General features: G+C 72.1%; 20 protein-coding genes. All 20 read right to left on the bottom strand.

Going from position 1 to position 16,867, the window contains the following annotated elements; all coding sequences use genetic code 11:
* Nucleotides 1–2: 2 nt before the first annotated feature.
* Nucleotides 3–824, bottom strand: a complete 822-nt coding sequence (locus ACZ5UI_RS21005) for a flagellar motor protein (protein WP_464190654.1) — start codon at nucleotides 822–824, stop codon at nucleotides 3–5.
* A gap of 69 nt (nucleotides 825–893) precedes the next feature.
* Complete coding sequence (locus tag ACZ5UI_RS21000) at nucleotides 894–1,112, bottom strand: flagellar FlbD family protein (protein WP_464190652.1); 219 nt, start codon at nucleotides 1,110–1,112, stop codon at nucleotides 894–896.
* Between the two features lie 131 nt (nucleotides 1,113–1,243).
* Nucleotides 1,244–2,146, bottom strand: a complete 903-nt coding sequence (locus tag ACZ5UI_RS20995) for a flagellar hook-basal body complex protein (protein ID WP_464190650.1) — start codon at nucleotides 2,144–2,146, stop codon at nucleotides 1,244–1,246.
* Nucleotides 2,147–2,213: 67 nt separating this feature from the next.
* Nucleotides 2,214–2,591 (bottom strand): TIGR02530 family flagellar biosynthesis protein, encoded by a 378-nt coding sequence (locus tag ACZ5UI_RS20990; RefSeq protein WP_464190648.1) that lies wholly within the window; start codon nucleotides 2,589–2,591, stop codon nucleotides 2,214–2,216.
* Complete coding sequence (locus tag ACZ5UI_RS20985; protein ID WP_464190646.1) at nucleotides 2,588–3,142, bottom strand: flagellar hook capping FlgD N-terminal domain-containing protein; 555 nt, start codon at nucleotides 3,140–3,142, stop codon at nucleotides 2,588–2,590. The genes ACZ5UI_RS20990 and ACZ5UI_RS20985 overlap by 4 nt, the downstream gene beginning before the upstream one ends.
* A gap of 11 nt (nucleotides 3,143–3,153) precedes the next feature.
* Nucleotides 3,154–4,053, bottom strand: coding sequence for a flagellar hook-length control protein FliK (locus ACZ5UI_RS20980; protein ID WP_464190644.1), 900 nt, complete (start codon nucleotides 4,051–4,053; stop codon nucleotides 3,154–3,156).
* A gap of 395 nt (nucleotides 4,054–4,448) precedes the next feature.
* Complete coding sequence (locus ACZ5UI_RS20975; protein WP_464190642.1) at nucleotides 4,449–5,081, bottom strand: lytic transglycosylase domain-containing protein; 633 nt, start codon at nucleotides 5,079–5,081, stop codon at nucleotides 4,449–4,451.
* Nucleotides 5,078–5,533 carry a flagellar export protein FliJ gene (gene fliJ / locus ACZ5UI_RS20970; RefSeq protein WP_464190640.1) on the bottom strand — a complete coding sequence of 152 codons (456 nt, stop codon included), beginning with the start codon at nucleotides 5,531–5,533 and terminating at the stop codon, nucleotides 5,078–5,080. Before fliJ ends, ACZ5UI_RS20975 begins: the two co-directional genes overlap by 4 nt.
* 64 nt (nucleotides 5,534–5,597) lie before the next feature.
* Nucleotides 5,598–7,043, bottom strand: a complete 1,446-nt coding sequence (locus ACZ5UI_RS20965) for a FliI/YscN family ATPase (protein ID WP_464190638.1) — start codon at nucleotides 7,041–7,043, stop codon at nucleotides 5,598–5,600.
* Nucleotides 7,030–7,656, bottom strand: coding sequence for a FliH/SctL family protein (locus ACZ5UI_RS20960; protein ID WP_464190636.1), 627 nt, complete (start codon nucleotides 7,654–7,656; stop codon nucleotides 7,030–7,032). The genes ACZ5UI_RS20965 and ACZ5UI_RS20960 overlap by 14 nt, the downstream gene beginning before the upstream one ends.
* Complete coding sequence (gene fliG, locus ACZ5UI_RS20955) at nucleotides 7,656–8,684, bottom strand: flagellar motor switch protein FliG (RefSeq protein WP_464190634.1); 1,029 nt, start codon at nucleotides 8,682–8,684, stop codon at nucleotides 7,656–7,658. Before fliG ends, ACZ5UI_RS20960 begins: the two co-directional genes overlap by 1 nt.
* Before the next feature lie 37 nt (nucleotides 8,685–8,721).
* Nucleotides 8,722–10,230, bottom strand: coding sequence for a flagellar basal-body MS-ring/collar protein FliF (gene fliF / locus ACZ5UI_RS20950; RefSeq protein WP_464190632.1), 1,509 nt, complete (start codon nucleotides 10,228–10,230; stop codon nucleotides 8,722–8,724).
* Between the two features lie 13 nt (nucleotides 10,231–10,243).
* Nucleotides 10,244–10,594 (bottom strand): flagellar hook-basal body complex protein FliE, encoded by a 351-nt coding sequence (locus ACZ5UI_RS20945; protein ID WP_464190630.1) that lies wholly within the window; start codon nucleotides 10,592–10,594, stop codon nucleotides 10,244–10,246.
* The gene (gene flgC, locus ACZ5UI_RS20940) at nucleotides 10,591–11,064 is read right to left on the bottom strand and encodes a flagellar basal body rod protein FlgC (RefSeq protein ID WP_464190628.1); all 474 of its coding nucleotides are present in this window, start codon (nucleotides 11,062–11,064) and stop codon (nucleotides 10,591–10,593) included. The genes ACZ5UI_RS20945 and flgC overlap by 4 nt, the downstream gene beginning before the upstream one ends.
* Nucleotides 11,064–11,441 carry a flagellar basal body rod protein FlgB gene (flgB, locus tag ACZ5UI_RS20935; RefSeq protein WP_464190626.1) on the bottom strand — a complete coding sequence of 126 codons (378 nt, stop codon included), beginning with the start codon at nucleotides 11,439–11,441 and terminating at the stop codon, nucleotides 11,064–11,066. The genes flgC and flgB overlap by 1 nt, the downstream gene beginning before the upstream one ends.
* Nucleotides 11,442–11,536: 95 nt before the next feature.
* Nucleotides 11,537–11,875, bottom strand: a complete 339-nt coding sequence (gene fliT / locus ACZ5UI_RS20930) for a flagellar protein FliT (protein WP_464190624.1) — start codon at nucleotides 11,873–11,875, stop codon at nucleotides 11,537–11,539.
* On the bottom strand, nucleotides 11,872–12,270 hold the full coding sequence (gene fliS, locus ACZ5UI_RS20925; RefSeq protein WP_464190622.1) for a flagellar export chaperone FliS: 399 nt from the start codon (nucleotides 12,268–12,270) through the stop codon (nucleotides 11,872–11,874). Before fliS ends, fliT begins: the two co-directional genes overlap by 4 nt.
* A 47-nt stretch (nucleotides 12,271–12,317) precedes the next feature.
* A complete protein-coding gene (gene fliD, locus ACZ5UI_RS20920) occupies nucleotides 12,318–13,706 on the bottom strand; it encodes a flagellar filament capping protein FliD (RefSeq protein ID WP_464190620.1) in 1,389 nt (462 codons plus the stop codon).
* A gap of 20 nt (nucleotides 13,707–13,726) precedes the next feature.
* Nucleotides 13,727–14,035: a hypothetical protein gene (locus ACZ5UI_RS20915; protein WP_464190617.1), complete on the bottom strand. Its 309-nt coding sequence runs from the start codon at nucleotides 14,033–14,035 to the stop codon at nucleotides 13,727–13,729.
* Between the two features lie 162 nt (nucleotides 14,036–14,197).
* Nucleotides 14,198–16,657 carry a glycosyltransferase gene (locus ACZ5UI_RS20910; protein WP_464190615.1) on the bottom strand — a complete coding sequence of 820 codons (2,460 nt, stop codon included), beginning with the start codon at nucleotides 16,655–16,657 and terminating at the stop codon, nucleotides 14,198–14,200.
* Nucleotides 16,658–16,867: the final 210 nt, after the last annotated feature.

Raw genomic sequence — 16,867 nt, 5'->3', positions numbered from 1 at the left:
GGCTAGGCAGCCGCGGCGTCGGCGGGCGGGTCGGCGACGGCCTTCAGGTTCGGGCCGGAGCTCGACGCGGCCTCGCGCTCGGCGGGCGGGAGGAAGGTGAGCAGCTTCTGCGAGACGATGCGCGGGTTGTCGCCGGCCTGGATGGCCAGGATGCCCTCCAGGACCATGGTGCGCATCGCCGCCTCCTGGCCCGACAGCTTCTTCAGTCGGTTGCCGATCGGCAGGTAGACGACGTTGGCGGTGCCGACGCCCAGCAGCGTGGCGATGAACGCGCCGGAGATGGCGGGACCCAGGCTGCCCGGGTCCGACAGGTTGCCGAGCACGTGGATCAGCGAGAGGACGGTGCCGATGATGCCGATCGTCGGCGCGAAGCCGCCGGCCTTCTCGAACACGTCCCAGCCCGCCTTGTGGCGCTGCTCCATGCCGTCGATCTCCCCCTCGAGGACCTCGCGGACGAGCTCGGGCTCGGTGCCGTCGACGACGAGCTGCAGGCCGGTCTTCATGAACGCGTCGTCCACGTCGCCCAGCTCGCTCTCGAGGGCCAGGAGGCCGTCCTTGCGGGCCTTCTCGGCCAGGCCGACCAGCTCGCGCACGCGGGCGCCGAGGTCCAGCTCGGGCGGGCTCATGGCCAGCTTGTAGCCCGGGGCGATGGCCTTGACGCCGTCCATGCCACAAGCGGCCATGGTGGCGCCGAAGGTGCCTCCGAGGACGATCAGGAGCGCGGGGGGCGCGATGATCGCGGTGACGGCGGTGCCCTCGACGGTCGCGCCGCCGGCCAGGCCGACAAACGCGATGACGAGGCCGATGATGGTTGCGGCCTTCATTTCATCCCTGTCATCGGCCGGAAGCCGTGACTCTTCACCCTGTTCTCAACGGTTCCTGGACGCGCAGTCTCAGGAACGCGTGTTGGCGGCCTTGATGGCCCCGGTGGCGACCTGCGTGCGCCAGTCCAGCGACTTGGCCACGACCTCGTCGGCCGACTCGGCGACGGCGAAGCGCACGCCGGTGGTCAGGTGCAGCATCGTGTCGGGATGGCACTCGATCGTGGCGATCAGGTCGGGGTTCAGCAGGAAGGGCTCTCGGTCGTGCGAGAGCTTGTGCAGGCGGATCACGGTGGTTCTCCTGGTGGACGTGGAAGAGCGAACAAGCGCGCGTTGGGCGGAGCGAATCCCTCCGACTCGCTCCGCCCGCGCGTTCCCTCAACCCTGCGGGCCCGTCGGCCCGCGCAGCGCTATCCCGTCGGCTAGCGCTTCAGGTTGACGAGGTCTTCAAGCATCTGGTCACCCGTGGAGATCACGCGCGAGTTGGCCTGGAAGCCACGCTGCGCGGTGATCATCGTGGTGAACTCGGTGGCCAGGTCGACGTTGGACATCTCGACCGAGCCGCCCATCGCCGCGCCGTAGCCGGTGGTGCCGGGGGTGCCGACGACCTCGGCGCCCGAGGCGGCGTTGGCGGTGAACCGGTTGCCCGACGCGTGCTGCAGCGCCTGGTCGTTGGGGAAGTTGGCCAGGCTGACGTAGCCGGCGATCGCGCGGCCGTCGGCACCGACGGCGGGCAGCGTCGCGGGCTGGGTGTAGCCGGTCGGGGGCGTGAACGAGATCGCGCCGTCGGCGCCGATCGCGACGTTCGTGGCGCCGGTCGGGATGTTGATGTAGGCGTCGGTGGCGCCCGCGGTGCCGGCCGGAGCCGTGCGCCCCATGACGTAGTAGCCGTCCTGGGTGGTCAGGTAGCCTGCGTTGTTGCGCGCGAAGTTGCCGGCGCGCGTGTAGTTCATCGTGTTGGCCGCCGGGGTGCCGGTCGTCGGGGCGCCCGCGGTCGGGCTGCCCTGGGCGACGCGCATCCAGCCGTCGCCGTTGATGGCGATGTCGTACGTGTTGCCGGTGTTCTGGATCGCGCCGCCGGTCATCCGGTTGGAGATCGCGCCGACCGTGACGCCGAGGCCGACCTGGGCCGCGTTCTGCCCGGCGAAGCCGCCGGTGTTGGCCGCCGACGCGCCGCGGACGGTCTGCGAGAGCGCGTCCTGGAACGTGGTGACGCTGGCCTTGTAGCCGATGGTGTTGACGTTGGCCAGGTTGTTGGCGGTCACGTCGAGCATGGTCTGCTGAGCCTTGAGTCCGCTGATCGCGGAGTACATCGAACGCATCATGGTGGGGGTGCTCCTTGCTGCTCCGGCCTCCTCCCGCGAGGGCCAGCCGGGTTCGGGGTTCTCCCGACTAGGCGATGACCGCCGAGTCGATGTTGGTGAAGACCTGCTCGCGCATGTGCGCGGAGTCGACGGCCGTGATGACCGTGCGGTTGCGGACGGAGACGACGAACGCCTTGTCGTCGACGAAGACGACCGACTCGCGCGAGCCCTTGCCGGCCGCGCGGTCGACGCCGCCCTCCAGCCGGGCCATCGTCGACGAGTCGACCGCGATGCCGCGCCGGCGCAGGCGCTCGACCGCGTGGCCCGAGAAGTGGACCTGCGCGGTGCGCGCGCCCAGCAGCTCGCTGAACGCGGTGCCGCTGATGGTGCCGGCGGACGATCCGGACGCGACGCCCGGCGTGCCGCCGACCCCGGGTGGGATCAGTGCGGGGTTGACCTGGGTCATGGCGCCGGCGTCTCCGTGGTCGGCGTGGTCGCCGGCGTGGTCTCCGGCGCGGTCGTCGGCGTGGTCGCCGCCGTGGTGGCGCTGTTGACCAACGGGCCGACCTCCGAGATGACGCCGAGCGAGATCCCGCTCTTGTCACCGATGGTCAGGGTCGGGCTGCCGGTGGCGAAGGAGACGCCCTTGACCTCGCCGCTCTGCTCGTTGCCGTCGTCGTCGAGGTACTTGACGCTGTGACCCACGAGCCCGACGGCGGTCTGACCCGCGCTGTCGGCGTGCTGGACCTGGACGGCCTCGGAGATGTTCGTCAGCTGCTCGAGCATCGAGTAGCTGGTCATCTGCTGGATGTACTGCTGCGAGTCGCCCGGCGAGGACGGATCCTGGTTCTTGAGCTGCTCGACGAGGATCTTCAGGAACGCGTCCTTGTCCATGCCGAACTCAGAGCCGGTCTTCTTCTTGCTGTCCGAGCCGTAGTCGGTCGGCGTGGTGCCCGTCGTGGAGGTGGTCGCCGCGGCGGCCGCACCGGAGCCGATGCTGTTGGTGGTGGTGCTCATGGCAGTCCTTCTCAGGCCATGACGTCGACGAGCACGCCGGCGGCGGCTCGCGAGGTCGTCGCGTTCGGGGTGGTCAGGGAGTCGTCGGCGTCGGCGCCGGCGGGGCCGGTGCCGCCGCCGTTGGCGGTGCGCGAGCCCAGGCCGCCGTCGCCGCGGGCGGCGCCGTTGCCCTGCTGCTGGTCCTGGTTGCCGGGCGCGAGGCCGAGGTCGATCGTGTCGACCGTGACGCCGCGCGCCTCCAGGCCACGGCGCAGCTCGGCCACGCCGCCCTGCAGGACCTGCAGGGACTCGGCGTGCTCGACGTGGACGGTGGCCCGGATGCCGTCGGCGGTCTGGCGCAGGTGCACCTCGACGCCACCGAGGCTGTCGGGGTGCAGCACCATCCGCGCGTGGTTGGCCCCACGCTGGTGGGCCACGTGCACGAGGTCGGTCAACGCCGCCGGAGCGTGCGCGACCGGCACCGGTGCCGGGGCGGTGATCGTGTGCGGAGCCGTGCGCATCGCCGCCGGAGCGGTGACGGGCGCCGTCGGCGCGGGTGCGTCGACCGGCGTCGCCGGCGCATCGGGACCCGCGGTGGCCGCGGCCGCCGGAGCGGGCGCTGCCTCCGCCGCCGGCGCCGTCGGCGCCGGGTTGGCCACGGGGGTCGTCGACGTGGTGTCGCCGGTGGCCGGGGCGTTGTCGCCCAGGCCGGCCAGCGACGAACGCGCGCCGTCGACCGCGCGGCGGGCGTGGGCGTCGCCGCCCTGGCTCCCGCCACCGGTGCTGTCGGGGTGTGCGCCGCCGTTGTCGGTCGGGGCGGATCCGTCAGCCGTCGCGTCGGTCGACGCGGCGAGCGGATCGCCGGCGGGCTGGTCGGTGGTCGGGGCCGGGGTCGTCGGGGCCGCGTCGTCCGCCCCGGGGGCGGTCGCCACGGACGGCGCAGACACGGTCGCCTCAGCGGTCGCGGACGTCGCGATCGCCAGGGCGGTCGGGGCCGTCGCGCCGGCGTTGGCCGGCTCGGGCGCCGCCTCAGCGGTCGCCGACCCGGTCGCCGGCGGCGGGGCCATCGGCATCGGCCCGGCCACGAGCGCCGCGAGCAGGGCCGCCGGATCGGCGGGCTGCTGCTGGCCCTCGGACGGCGAGTCAGATGCCGTTCCGTCCTGCTGGCCCCCCGCATCTGCGGTCCAGGCCTTGTCGTGTTGGTCGAGAACCCGATCGAACGACGTTCCCGGCGGGTCCGGAGCGCCTCTGGTGGGCGCTGCGGCCGCCCCGGCGGCGGTCGGTGGCGGGCCCTCTCTCGGTGGAGACGGCGCGATCTGTGGTGGCATCAGAGAATCGAGGGGGTCGTGGTCGTCTGGGAGCGATAGCCCGCCGCGTAGCCGAGCACCTTCTGCACGTACTGCTGCGTCTCGGCGTAAGGCGGAACGCCGCCGTAGCGCGTGACCGCACCGGGGCCGGCGTTGTAGGCGGCGAGCGCCTTGGTCTCGTCCCCGCCGAAGGCGTCGAGCTGGGCGCGCAGGTACTTCGCGCCTCCCTCGATCGCCTGGGCGGGATCGTGGACATCCGTGACCCCCAACCCGGCGGCCGTGCCGGGCATCAGCTGGGTCAGACCCTGCGCGCCGGCGGAGCTGCCGGCGTTGGGGTCGAAGTTCGACTCGGCGCGGATGAGCCCCTTGAGCAGCGCGGGGTCCACCCCGTTGCGGGCGGCCGACGCCTGGATCAGGCTGTCGTACTGGGTGCTGTCGCCCGACACGTCGGTGGGCGTGGTCGCGCTCGTCGTCGCGGTGCTCGCCGCGGCCAGCTGGCTGGCGAAGCTGTTGAGGTTGGCCTGGCCGCCGCTGGCGGCGGTCGCGGGCGCGGCGGTGGTCGCCGCGGGCGAGGCCTGCACGGTGCCCGTCTGCATGGCCATCAGCATCTGCTGGATGTCGGCCACGCGGGACTGGATCGCGGCGGCGCTCATGACGCCTGCCGGACGTAGGAGGTCAGGGCGATCTCGTCCAGGAACGCGCCCTCGAGGCGCTGCACGTGGGCCACGTGCTCCTGGCGCTTGCGCTCCTTGAGGCGCTCGAGCGCCTCGCGCTTGCGGCTGGCCTCGACCAGCGCGCCGCGGCGGGCGTCGACCTCGGCCGAGGCGCGCTCCAGCGCGAGCTCGGCGTCAGCCCGCTGGCGCTCCAGGCGCTCGGTGTAGAGCTGCTGGGCGTACAGGTCGGCCGCCGACATCGCGCCGCCGAAGGCGCCGTCGCGGGTGGCCGAGTGCGCGCCGGAGACCTCGTCGGCCGCCGCCTGCAGCATCGCCTGCCCGCGCAGCTGCGCGCCCAGGCTCGACGCGAGCTCCTCTCTGGCGCGGTCCTCGGCATGCTCGCGCAGCTCGCGGACCCGCTCGAGGCGGAAGCGGAAGGGCGGGGCGTTCACAGCCCGGTAGTCGGTCGCGGGTGCCGGTGATCAAGGGGCATTGGACACACGTCCGATCAACGCCCTAGACGGCGATGTTCAGCGGCGGCAGGGCCACCGGCGAACCGGTCGAGAACGGGTCGGCGGGCGACTGCGAGGGATCGACGGCGTAGCCGGCGGGCTCGTGGGGCATCGCGCCCATGACGAGCTGGACCATGCGCGCGTCGACAACGTCGTAGGTGTCGTGCTCCTCCAGGCCCTGGCGCAGGAAGGCGTCGAGCTCGGGCTTGAGGTCGACGGCGCGATCGACCTGCGGATCGGTGCCGCGCTCGTAGGCGCCGATGGCGATCAGGTCGGCCTTGTCGCGGTAGGAGGCCAGCAGCTGGCGCAGCTCCATGCCCGCCTCGCGGACCTCGGGGGCGGTCACCTCGCTGACCAGTCGCGAGACCGACTGGAGCACGTCGACGGCCGGGTAGTGGCCGGAGTGCGCGAGCTCGCGGGTCAGCACGATGTGGCCGTCGAGGATCGAGCGGACCGCGTCGGCGATCGGCTCGTTCATGTCGTCGCCGTCGACCAGCACGGTGTAGAGCGCGGTGATCGAGCCCCGGTCGCTCGTGCCGGAGCGCTCCAGCAGCTTGGGCAGCAGCGCGAAGACCGACGGCGTGTAGCCGCGCGTGGCGGGCGGTTCGCCGATGGCCAGGCCAACCTCGCGCTGGGCCATCGCGAAGCGCGTGACCGAGTCCATCATCAGCATCACGTCGAAGCCCTGATCGCGGAACCACTCGGCGATCGTGGTCGCGGTCAGCGCCGCCTTGATGCGCACGAGCGCCGGCTGGTCGGAGGTCGAGACGACGACGACCGAGTTGGGCAGCGCCGCGCCGAGATCGCGCTCGACGAACTCGCGCACCTCACGGCCGCGCTCGCCGACCAGGCAGATCACGTTGACGCGGTTGGGCGTGCCCTCCGCGGTCAGGCCGGAGTCGGCCGCGCGGGCGATCATCCCCAGCAGCGAGGACTTGCCCACGCCGGAGCCGGCGAAGATGCCCAGGCGCTGGCCGCGCCCGCAGGGCACCAGCGCGTCCAGCGAGCGCACGCCGAGGCCGAGGCGCTCGGTGATGCGCGGACGCGTGAGCGGGTCCGGCGGCGGCGCCTGCACCGGCGCCATCGCGGCGAAGTCGACCGGGCCGGCCCCGTCGATCGGCACGCCCAGCCCGTCGAGCACGCGGCCCAGCAGGCCGTGGCCGACCGGGGTGCGCAGCTGGGTGCCGGTCGCGGTGACGACGTTGCCCGGGCCGATGCCGGTCATCTCGCCCAGCGGCATCAGCAGCGTGCGCTTGGAGCGGAAGCCGACGACCTCGGCCTTGACCGGATCGGAGAAGCGGCCGGCCTGCACCTCGCAGACCTCGCCGACCTGGGCCTCCAGCCCGGTGGCCTCGATGATCAGGCCGATGATGTCGCAGACGCGACCGCGGCGCAGATGCAGGTCGGCGTGGGCGATCGCCTCGTCGAGGCGGCCCTCAAGCAGCTTCATCGGCCCGCGACAGCTCTTGTTCGAGCACCTCGCGCGCCCGCGCGAGCTTCGTGTCCAGCGTGGCGTCGACCTCGCCCTCCTCGGTGCGCACGATCGCGCCCCCGCGGGCGACGCGGCGCTCGGACTGCACCTCGCAGTGCTCGATGCCGCCCAGCTCGCCGACCAGGCCGGCGACGCTCTCGCGGACGAGGTTCAGGTCCTCGGGGTTGACGAGCAGCAGCACGCGCTCGCGTTCGACCAGGCGGCGCAGCGCGCCGCGCACGACGTCGAGCACGCGCTCGGGGTTGGCCTCGATGGCGGCGCCCAGCGCCTGCTCGGCGATGCGCAGCGCCAGATCGACGGCGGCCACCTCGGAGCGAGCGGTCAGCTCGTCGACGACGGTCGACAGCTCGCGCGCGGCCTGGGCCAGCGCCTCGGCCGCGGGCTGGACGGCGGCCAGCGCCTCGGCCCGACCGGCGTCGAAGCCGGCCTGCTCGGCGGCGGCGCGGATCGCCTCGGCCTCGTTGCGGGCCCGGGCCAGCACGTCGTCGGCCTCGCGGCGGCGGTCGGCCTCGGTGATGGCCAGGTCCGCGGGCGCCTCGAGCGTCCCGTAGGTGAACGCGTGCGCGGCCATCAGACGACCTCGTCCTCGCCGTCGTCGCTCTGGCGGATGGTGATCGTGCCCGCGTCGTCCAGCACGCGCGCGGCGCGCACGATCTTCGACTGGGCCTCGTCGACGACCGCCTTGCGCTGCGGCGGCATGACCTCCATGTCCTCGCGCAGCATCTCGGCGCCCCGCTCGGAGAGGTTGTTCAGCAGCTTGTCCTTGACCGCGTCGCCGACGCCGCGCAGGGCGATGGCCAGGTCCTTCTGATCGACGTCGCGCAGCAGGATCTGGATGTCGCGATCGGTCAGCGTGACGATGTCGTCGAAGGTGAAGATCCGCTGGCGGACCTCCTCGGCCAGCACCTGGTCGGCCTCGGACATCGCCTGGATGATGTGGCGCTCGGTCGAGCGGCCGGCCTGGTTGAGGATCTCGGCCAGCGACTGCACGCCGCCGGCGCCGACCAGCTCCTGGTCGAGGATCGCCGAGAGCTTCTCCTTCAGCGCCGACTCGAGGTCGCGCACGACCAGGGGATTGGTCTCCGACATCGTCGCGATGCGCAGCGCCACCTCGCCCTGGTTCTCCTTGGGGATCTCGGCCAGAACCTTGGCGGCGATCGAGCTGGGCAGCGAGGCGATCACGATCGCCACCGTCTGCGGCGCCTCCTCCTGCAGGAACGCGGCCACCTGCTCGGGCGGCGTGCGGCGCAGGAAGTCGAACGGCTTGTGGGTCATCTTGCCCGCGAGGGCGTCGACGATCTCCTGGGCGCGCTGGCGGCCGAACCGCTTCTCCAGCACCTCGTAGGTGTAGTCCAGCCCGCCCAGCGCGGCCTGGGCCGGCGACGTGACGTGCTCGGCCAGCTCGTCGAGGATCGCCTGGCTGGTCTCGGGGGTGACCTGGCGGATGCGGGCCATCTCGGCCGACAGCGCCTCGACCTCCTCGTCCTCCATGTGCTGGAGGATCGCCGCGGCCCGCTCCGGGCCGAGCGTGATCAGCAGGATCGCGGCCTTGCGGCGCCCGCCCAGGCGGGCGGTGGCGGCCAGCTCCTGGCCGGGCATGGGGGCAAGTTCGGTAGACATCGTCGCGGTCCTCGGCCTAGGGCTCGTTCATCCAGGTGCGCAGGGCCGTCGCGACGCGCTCGGGCTCCTTCGTCACGACTTCCTCGATCTGCTTCTTGCGCGGGTTGGTGGCCACGATCAGCGAGGGCGGCGGGCCCTCGGCCTCAAGCTGGGCGATCGGGGTGGGCGCGTCCAGCTGACGCAGCCAGCTGGGATCGGCCAGGACCTCGTTCTCCCGGCGGCGCAGCTGGCGCGAGATGAAGAACAGGAAGATCAGGGCGGCCAGGCCGAGCAGCGCGTACTTGGCGTAGCCGAAGATGCCGCCCTGCGGGAGCGGGCCACCGGCGGCCGGGGTCGTCGTCGCCTGCTTGGCGAAGGCGATCTGGCTGACGGCCAGCGTGTCGCCGCGCTGCGGGTTGATGCCGGCGGCGGAGGCGACCGCGGTCTGCAGCGCCTTGACGTCGGCGGCGGGCACCGACTTGTCGACGACCAGGCCGACGGTCAGACGGGTGACCGAGCCGGGAGCGACCTCGGTGCGCGAGACCTTCTTGCCGTAGACCTGCTTGGTGGTCTTCGTCGTGTTGGAGTAGTTCGAGTTCCCGCCCGACGCGGAGCCGCTCTGCGCGTAGCTGGGGACGTTGGACGTCGTGCCCGCGGTCGTGCCGCCACCGCCGCCCGTGCCCTTGAGCTTCTCGCTCTCGGTCGTGACCTCGATGGGGCTGCCCTTCTTGGCGTACTCGAGGTTCTCGACCGACGTCTTGTCGACGTTCAGGTCGGCGTTGACCTCGACCTGGCCCTTGCCGGGGCCCAGCGTGCGGATCAGCAGCGCGTTGAGCTGCGCCTCCATCTGGGCGGCGTAGCGCGACTCGGCGGCCTGCTTGGACATCGAGCCGCCGACGCTGCCGTCGCCCATCGGCCACAGCATCGTGCCGGTCGAGTCGGTGATCGTCACGTTCTCGGGCTTGAGACCCTCGACGGAGTTGGAGACCAGGCTGGCCATGCCCTTGACGGCGGCGGAGTCCAGCGTGCCCGACTCTCCGCTGAGCACGACGGCCGCGGTGGCCGGCTTGGCCTCGTCCTGGAACAGCTGGTCGTCGGGGAGCGTCAGCTGCACCGACGCGCCGGAGACGCCGTCGATGTTGCCCAGCGTGGACTCGATCGTCTGCTCCAGGCCCTGCTGGTAGGCGATCTTCTGCTGGAAGGTCGAGGCGCCCATCTTCAGGTCGGTCACCGCGCTCAGGCCGTCCGAGCCGCTGTCGCCGTTGGTGGACAGGCCCGCGTCGGCCAGCGCGATCTGCGCCTGGGCGGTCGAGTTGCTGTTGACCGCGAGCGCGGTGCCGTTGTTGCGCAGCTCGTAGGTGATCCCCTGCGCGTCCAGCGCGGCGGTCATCTTGCCGGTCTTTCCGGGATCCAGCCCGGTGGCGATCAGCGAGTAGCTCGGCGCCGAGGCCAGCTTGAGCAGCATGAAGGCGACGACGAGAACCGCCACGATCGAGCCGCCGAGCACGAGGCGCTGGCGCAGGGACATGGACTGCAGGAGCTTCATCGGACCTCAGCCCTCAGACGGATGTGTGGAAGATGTCGTTGATGGCCTCGGTGGCCTTGTTGCGCAGCGTCGAGGCCAGCTGCATCTGCAGCTGGGCCTTCTCGACGGCCATCACGACCGAGGTCGGGTCGGAGGCCTGGCCGGTGGCCAGCGCCTGCGACGCCTGGGCCGCTTCGTCCTGGCCGGCCTGCAGCTGGCCCAGGGTCTGGGAGAGCACGTCGCCGAAGGAGGCGCCGGAGACGCCTTCGGCGGCGTCGGTGCCGGCGCCGGCCTCGATCTGGCCCGGCGTCTGGCTGCCGCCGACGCCGGAGATCTGCCACTCGGGCCCGCCGGTGAACATCGAAGGATCGATCGGAAGCGTCACCGCAGCAGCTCCAGGGTCTTGCTGAACATCTGCTTGGCCGTCTGCATCGCGGTCGTGTTGGCCTCGTAGGCCCGCGACGCGGAGATCAGGTCGACCATCTCTGTGACCGAGTCGACGTTGGGCATCGTCACGTAGCCCTCGGCGTTGGCGTCCGGGTGGCCCGGGTCGTAGACCTGCTTGCCGGGCGACTGGTCCTCGACGATCGCGGCGACCTGCACGCCGCCGGCGGGCTGGCCGCTGGCCGAGCTGGTCGCGGCGGGGTTGCCGCTCTGCGCGGCGGCCAGCGCCGAGGCGAAGCCGCCGCCGGCCTGGCCGGTGGCCTGCAGCACGACCGACTTGCGGCGGTAGGGCTGCCCGTCGGCGCCCTGCGTGGACTGCGCGTTGGCCAGGTTCTCGGCCGTGACGTCCATCCGCATGCGCTCGGCCGACAGGCCCGAGGCGGAGATGGCCAGTGAGTCGAAGAGGCCCATCAGCGCGTCCCGATGGCCGACTGGATGATGCCCATGCGCGCGCCCATGACCGAGACCAGCGACTGGTACTCGAGGCCGTTCTGCGCGAGGTTGGCCGCCTCGACGTCGAGGTCGACGCCGTTGCCGTCGACCTGCATCGTCTCGGGATCGGCCTGGGGCGTGAAGTCGAAGTCGGCGGGCGACACCGTGTCGGCGTCGCCGCTGCCGTCCTGCATCCGCTGCGCGGCCTGCTGCAGCGCGGAGTGGAAGTCCACGTCGACGCGCTGGTAGCCCGCCGTGTTGGCGTTGGCGAGGTTCTGGGCCAGCGCGGACTGGCGCGCGGCGGCGCCGTGGAGGGCGCCCATCAGAAGCTGTTGCGTCGAGTCGAAGAGTTCCATGGGTACGGGTCCGTAAGTGGCGGCCCGTCCCTGGACCTTCAAACGTGCCCCCGTCCGTGGAGGCCTCCCGGTCATCGGACCGGGTTCCGGCTTCTTTAGGCGCTGTGGTCCAGCACCGGACGTGCGTCCAGACCGGCTGGCGCGTAGCCCGCCATTGCGGTACGGCCGTGGTTGACGCGGCCGAACTCGTCGGTCGCGCGGGCCAGCCCGAGCTGCAGGGCGGCGGCCACCTGACGCTGCGCGTCGACGACCTCCTCCAGCGCGCTGCGCCCCTCGGGCGACAGCGTCCGGGGGATCTGCGCGGTCAGCGCGTCACGCCGTTCGTCGATCGCCGCGAGGTCCTCGTAGCGACCGTCCTCGATCAGCCCGTGCTCCTCGCGCGCGAGCGCGAGCAGCCGCCGGGCCACCTGCACGCCCGGGTCCTCCCCGGTCATGCGGCCGCTGAGGTCGACTCGACGGACTGGGCCACCTGCGCCCAGGCCTCGCGCATCGACTGCACCATCTTGATGACGCGGGCGAGCTTCTCGCGGTCCTTCTCGAGGCGGATCTCCCACAGGCACTTGCTCCAGAAGACGTAGATCCCCTCGAGGTTCTCGGCGATCTGGCCCTGGCGCATGTCCAGCGTGGCCTGGAGCTCGCTGACGATCGCCTCGGCGCGGCCGATGCGGTCGTTGGCGTGTGCGGCGGCCCCCTCGCCCATGGCCACGTCGGCCTGGCGGAGGAAGCGGATGATCCCGTCGTAGAGCAGCACCACGAGCTGCCCGCGCGAGGCGGTGAGCACCTGCTGCTCGAGATACGACGCCTGTGACTGCTGCGCGTACGGATTCACACCCTGGTAGTCGGCCGCGGACGCAGGCCGTTGAGGGGTGTCCAGACTCAGCTGGACGACGTGCTGGCGCTCAGGCTGCTGAGCACGCTGCTCGTCGACGACTGGAGCTTGGACAGCGACAGCTCCATGGCCGTGAACATCTTCTTGTAGGCCTCCTGCTTGGCCGCCAGGCGGTCGTCCAGGCGCGAGATCTGGTCCTTGATGCGGGTGACCTCGTCGCCGGCCATCGTCGAGCGCTGGTCGAGCAGGCCGTTGGACTCCGTCATCGGCTTGATCAGGTTGTCGAACGTCTGCGACAGGCCGGTCGTGCCGCTCACGCCGCCCATCAGCTTCTTGACGCCGTCGGGGTTGGCGTCGTAGGCGGCGTCGAAGGCCGACTCGTCGAAGGTCAGCAGGCCGGTCTTGGCATCGGCCGTGGTGGTGGCCGCGGCCGCGCCGGTGGAGATGCCCAGCGAGGCGAAGCCGGTCAGCGTGCCGCTCAGGCCGCCGACCGCCTGCGATGCCGTCTGGCGCATCGAGTCGAGCATGTTGCGCAGGCCCGGGTCACCGAACAGCACGCCCTTGGACGCCTCGGCGGCGGTCAGCGTCGTGCTGTCGTTGGCGCCGGTGGCCGAGCTGTTCTTGACCACCTTGGCCTCGGTCAGCTTGCCGTTGGTGAAGGAGACGACGTCGTTGTAGGCCGCGATGAACGACTTCAGCTTGGCCTTGACGGTGTCGGCGCCCACGTGCGGGTCGCTGACGTTGACGGTCGCGCCGGCCACGGGTGCCTTGAAGGTCAGCTGCAGGCCGGGGATCGCGTTGGCCACGGTGTTGGACGCGCTGTCGGCCTGGGCGACGCCGTCGACGGACCACTTCAGGTCCCGACCGGCCTTCGTCGAGTCCAGGGCGAGCGAGTCGCCGGTGGCGCCGATCGTCGTCGCCGCGCCGGTGGTGCGCGAGCTGAGCACCATCTTGCCGTTGCCGAGGTTGACCGCGTACACGCCGACGTCGGCGGTGCCGTTGATCGTCGAGACCGCGGTGTCGATGTCCGCGCCGGCGGGCAGCGAGACGCTGACGCCGTTGATGTCGATGTTCGTGGCGCCGGCCTGCGACGTGTAGGCGAACGTCGACTGGGCGGCCGAGGCGAGCTGGGTGACCGTGACGGAGTAGCCACCGGGGGCGGCGCCGCCGGTCATCGTGGCGCTCATCGCCTTGTCGTCGGTCGTCGAGACGTCCTGGGTCTCGCTCCACAGCAGCGGCGAGCCGAGGTCCTTCGCGGCGTTGCGCAGGGTCTTCATCCGCGACTCGACGTCGTTGATGGCCTGCTGGCGCGCGGTGGCCGCCTGCTGGTTGGTGCTCAGACGGGTGCGCGAGATGCCGTCGACCGCGAGCAGCGACGAGATGATCGAGTCGGTGTCGAGGTTGGAGGCGAGTCCGCTGAAGGAGACGGCCGGCATCTACATCACTCCGGTGTGGTTCAGGCTGCCGTATCCGGCGGCAGCAACGACGACGGGTCCATGACCTCGTGCAGCGACAGCGGCCGCACGAGCGCGCCCGAGCGGTCGCGCAGCTGCGCGGACACGCCCGCCGAGAGATCGAAGCGCACCTGCATCCCCGCGGCGTCCAGCAGCTCGTAGACCCGGGCGGCTTCGTCGACCGCGTCCAGGACGGCCTGCGGCGGGCTGCTGCGGCGCTCCCGCTCGGCGGCCAGGTCGTAGACCTGCGCGAAGCCGTTGTTCGGGGTGGCCACCACCGCCTTGATGGACGGCAGGGGCAGCGGTGTCACTGATGCGACTGGTGCCCGCTGCACATACATGAACGTTCCTCCTGGATCGGTGCCCGGCCCATCCATGGGCCGTTCTCGGAACGTTCATCGACGTCCTGGGGCAGCCCTTGACGGGAGGGCAGGAGGTCTGGCCGTCTGTACGGCAGAGGTGTGTGCCGGGCGTCACGCCGCGACGCGCTCCAGCACGCCCAACGCGGCCGGATGCACGGGATCCATGGACAGCGCCTCACGGGCCAGCACGAGCGCGTCCTCGGGCAGCTCACGGCCGACCGCGACCCAGCCGAGGCCGGCCAGGGCGTCGGCGTCGGGCTGGGACTCCTGGATCACGGAGATCCACTCGTCGGCCGCCGACTCCAGGAAGCCGCGGCGCAGGTACAGCGTGGCCAGGCGCTCGCGGCGGTCGCGCCACGGGATCGCCACCACGTCGACCAGCGGCACCAGCGAGGCGAACGCGTCGACGTCGACGACGCGCAGCAGCGCCTCGAGCATCACGAACAGGGCGTCGGCGGTCTCGGCGGGCAGCAGCGACGGGCCGGCCGCGCCGAGCACGCGCTCGCGCCAGCCGTCCAGCAGGGCGACCTCGGGCTCGTACAGCCCGGCCTCGCGGGCCCGCTGGAGCGCGTCCTGGGCGCCGTCGGCGTCACCGGCGGCCAGCCGCGCGAACGCGGCGGTGCGCGACGCCTCAGCGGCGAAGTGCGCCCCCGCGGGGATGCGCAGGGCCTGATCGGCGGCCTCGGCGTAGCGCGACTGCGACAGCAGCGCCTCGGCCAGCGCCAGACGCGCGGGCGCCGAGCCGGGCTGACGCTCCAGGACGGCGCGCAGCTGCTCCTCGGCGGCCTCCACGGCCTTGGACTCGTACAGGGCCAGCGAGAGCATGAAGCCGACGGACGGGGTCAGGTCGCCGACGGCGCCGTGGACGGTCCGGACGACCTCCTCGGGCGCGCAGTCGAGCGCCAGCATCGTGCCGGCCAGCGGGTCGACCGAGGCCAGGAAGCGCGGGTGCTCGACCAGGCACCGCTCCAGCAGCTCGCGCGCCTCGGTCAGGCGGCCCTGCCGGCGGCGCAGGTCGCCCAGCGTGGCCAGGGCGAGGAACGTGCCGGTGCCGCCGGTCGCCGTGTAGGCCGAGGGCGCGTCGCCCCAGGCCAGGCAGGTCTCCAGCAGCGTCGCGGCGCGCTCGTCCTCGTCCAGCGCACGGGCGGCCAGCGCCTGCTCGAAGACGATGTCGGTGAACTGGGGCAGGAAGGTCAGGACGACGTCGCCGCGGGCGATGCAGTCCTCGGAGCGCCCGCACAGGCGCAGCGCCTTGACCAGGCGGGCGCACAGCGAGGGCAGGAAGCCGTAGGTCGTCTTCAGCGGGTCGTCGATGAGCATCGCCCAGGCCTTCTCGAAGGCCTCCAGCGCGCGGTCGTTCTCGTCCAGGGCCGAGTACTCCGAGCCCAGGTTGAAGTGCAGGAACGCGGTGTCGACGCCGTCGGCCACCTGCTGCTCGAGCAGGTCCAGGTTGCGGCGCGACTTGTCCTTGGCCTCGCGCACCTCGCCCAGGTAGCCGTAGTGGTCGATGCGCACGCTCGTGTTCTCGAAGCGCTCGGCCAGGTAGCCCGGCAGGGTGTTGGCGATCTGCTCGTGGATGCGGCCGCTGAAGCGGTACTCGGGACGGTTGCGGAACAGGCGCAGCGCGTTGTGGGTGACCGACGTGCCGTCCTCGACGCGCCCCGTGAGGTTCGTCTCGGTCAGGTACAGCGCCTCGCGCCAGACCTTGCCGGTCAGCTCGCGCAGGCGCGGCCCGTCGCCCTCGACGAGCACCTCGTCGGCGTCCAGGTACAGCAGCCAGTCGCTGGTCGCGGCCTCGAAGGAGACGTTGCGCGCCGCGGAGAAGTCGCCGGTCCACACGTGCTCCAGCACGACGGCGCCGTGCTCGCGGGCGATCTCGACGGTGCGGTCGGTCGAGCCGGTGTCGACGATCACCAGCTCGTCGACGAACGGGGCCACGGCGGCCAGGCACTGCCCGAGCATCGCCTCCTCGTCCTTGACGATCATGCACAGCGACAGCGTCTGGCCGGTGGCCGGCACCGCGCGGGCGGCGACGCGCTTGGCCCGGTCGCGCAGCGACTTCAGGCGGACCGAGACGGCCGCCGGCAGGTTCATGCGCCCGTCCATGCCGGCGGCGCGGCGGCGGGCGATCTCGGCCAGGTTGGCGTCGACGTGGGGCAGCTGCGGGTCCAGGCGGCGGGTGGCGCCGAACAGGCGCTCGGCGGCGGCGAGCTCGCCGAGCTCGTAGACGGCGACGCCGGCGGCGTTGAGCAGGACGGGCTCGCGCGGCTCCTCCTCCAGGAGCGTGACCGCCGCCTCGGCGACGGCCAGGAAGATCGGGGCCAGCGTGGCGTTCGAGGTGCCCTCGGCCTGCATGCCGGCGTCGAGCAGACGCACGCGCGCCTCGTAGCGGCGGTGGACGTCGGCGACGGCGGCGGCTTCGGCGAACAGGGCGCGGTAGCCGGCCACATCGCCGTCCGCGAGCAGGCGCTGCGCGCGGGCGCGCAGGACGACCGCCGGGGCCACCGCGGGTGCGGTCGCGACGCCGGTGGACGCGGACGATGAGACGGGATCGGTGAGGCGCAGAGCCATGCGGGGGAAGACCTCTTGGCGCTCGAAGGGGAACGTGCGTCCTGGTCAATCGGCAGCCGCCGGCAAAACCTTTGTCGCTCGTCGGGGGTCCCCAGAAATGGGGAGGCTGCGCGTTGACGAATGGCCGACCCCCTTCTACCCAGAAATGGGGATGGGGAGGTCGGCGTACCGACCCGATACCTCCCAGCGTCCCCACCCCAGCACACCCAG

The organism is Conexibacter sp. JCM 18997, from assembly GCF_055391915.1.
This window is presented reverse-complemented; position numbering and strand designations above follow the sequence as displayed.

Coding starts and splice junctions, on each gene's coding strand:
- ACZ5UI_RS20995 (WP_464190650.1), bottom strand. CDS start 2,146: ATGATGCGTTCGATGTACTCCGCGATCAGCGGACTCAAGGCTCAGCAG.
- ACZ5UI_RS20910 (WP_464190615.1), bottom strand. CDS start 16,657: ATGGCTCTGCGCCTCACCGATCCCGTCTCATCGTCCGCGTCCACCGGC.
- flgC (WP_464190628.1), bottom strand. CDS start 11,064: ATGGGCCTCTTCGACTCACTGGCCATCTCCGCCTCGGGCCTGTCGGCC.
- fliG (WP_464190634.1), bottom strand. CDS start 8,684: ATGCCCGGCCAGGAGCTGGCCGCCACCGCCCGCCTGGGCGGGCGCCGC.
- fliD (WP_464190620.1), bottom strand. CDS start 13,706: ATGCCGGCCGTCTCCTTCAGCGGACTCGCCTCCAACCTCGACACCGAC.
- ACZ5UI_RS20985 (WP_464190646.1), bottom strand. CDS start 3,142: ATGAGCACCACCACCAACAGCATCGGCTCCGGTGCGGCCGCCGCGGCG.
- ACZ5UI_RS20990 (WP_464190648.1), bottom strand. CDS start 2,591: ATGACCCAGGTCAACCCCGCACTGATCCCACCCGGGGTCGGCGGCACG.
- fliF (WP_464190632.1), bottom strand. CDS start 10,230: ATGAAGCTCCTGCAGTCCATGTCCCTGCGCCAGCGCCTCGTGCTCGGC.
- ACZ5UI_RS21005 (WP_464190654.1), bottom strand. CDS start 824: ATGAAGGCCGCAACCATCATCGGCCTCGTCATCGCGTTTGTCGGCCTG.
- flgB (WP_464190626.1), bottom strand. CDS start 11,441: ATGGAACTCTTCGACTCGACGCAACAGCTTCTGATGGGCGCCCTCCAC.
- ACZ5UI_RS20960 (WP_464190636.1), bottom strand. CDS start 7,656: ATGGCCGCGCACGCGTTCACCTACGGGACGCTCGAGGCGCCCGCGGAC.
- ACZ5UI_RS20965 (WP_464190638.1), bottom strand. CDS start 7,043: ATGAAGCTGCTTGAGGGCCGCCTCGACGAGGCGATCGCCCACGCCGAC.
- fliT (WP_464190624.1), bottom strand. CDS start 11,875: ATGACCGGGGAGGACCCGGGCGTGCAGGTGGCCCGGCGGCTGCTCGCG.
- ACZ5UI_RS20975 (WP_464190642.1), bottom strand. CDS start 5,081: ATGAGCGCCGCCGCGATCCAGTCCCGCGTGGCCGACATCCAGCAGATG.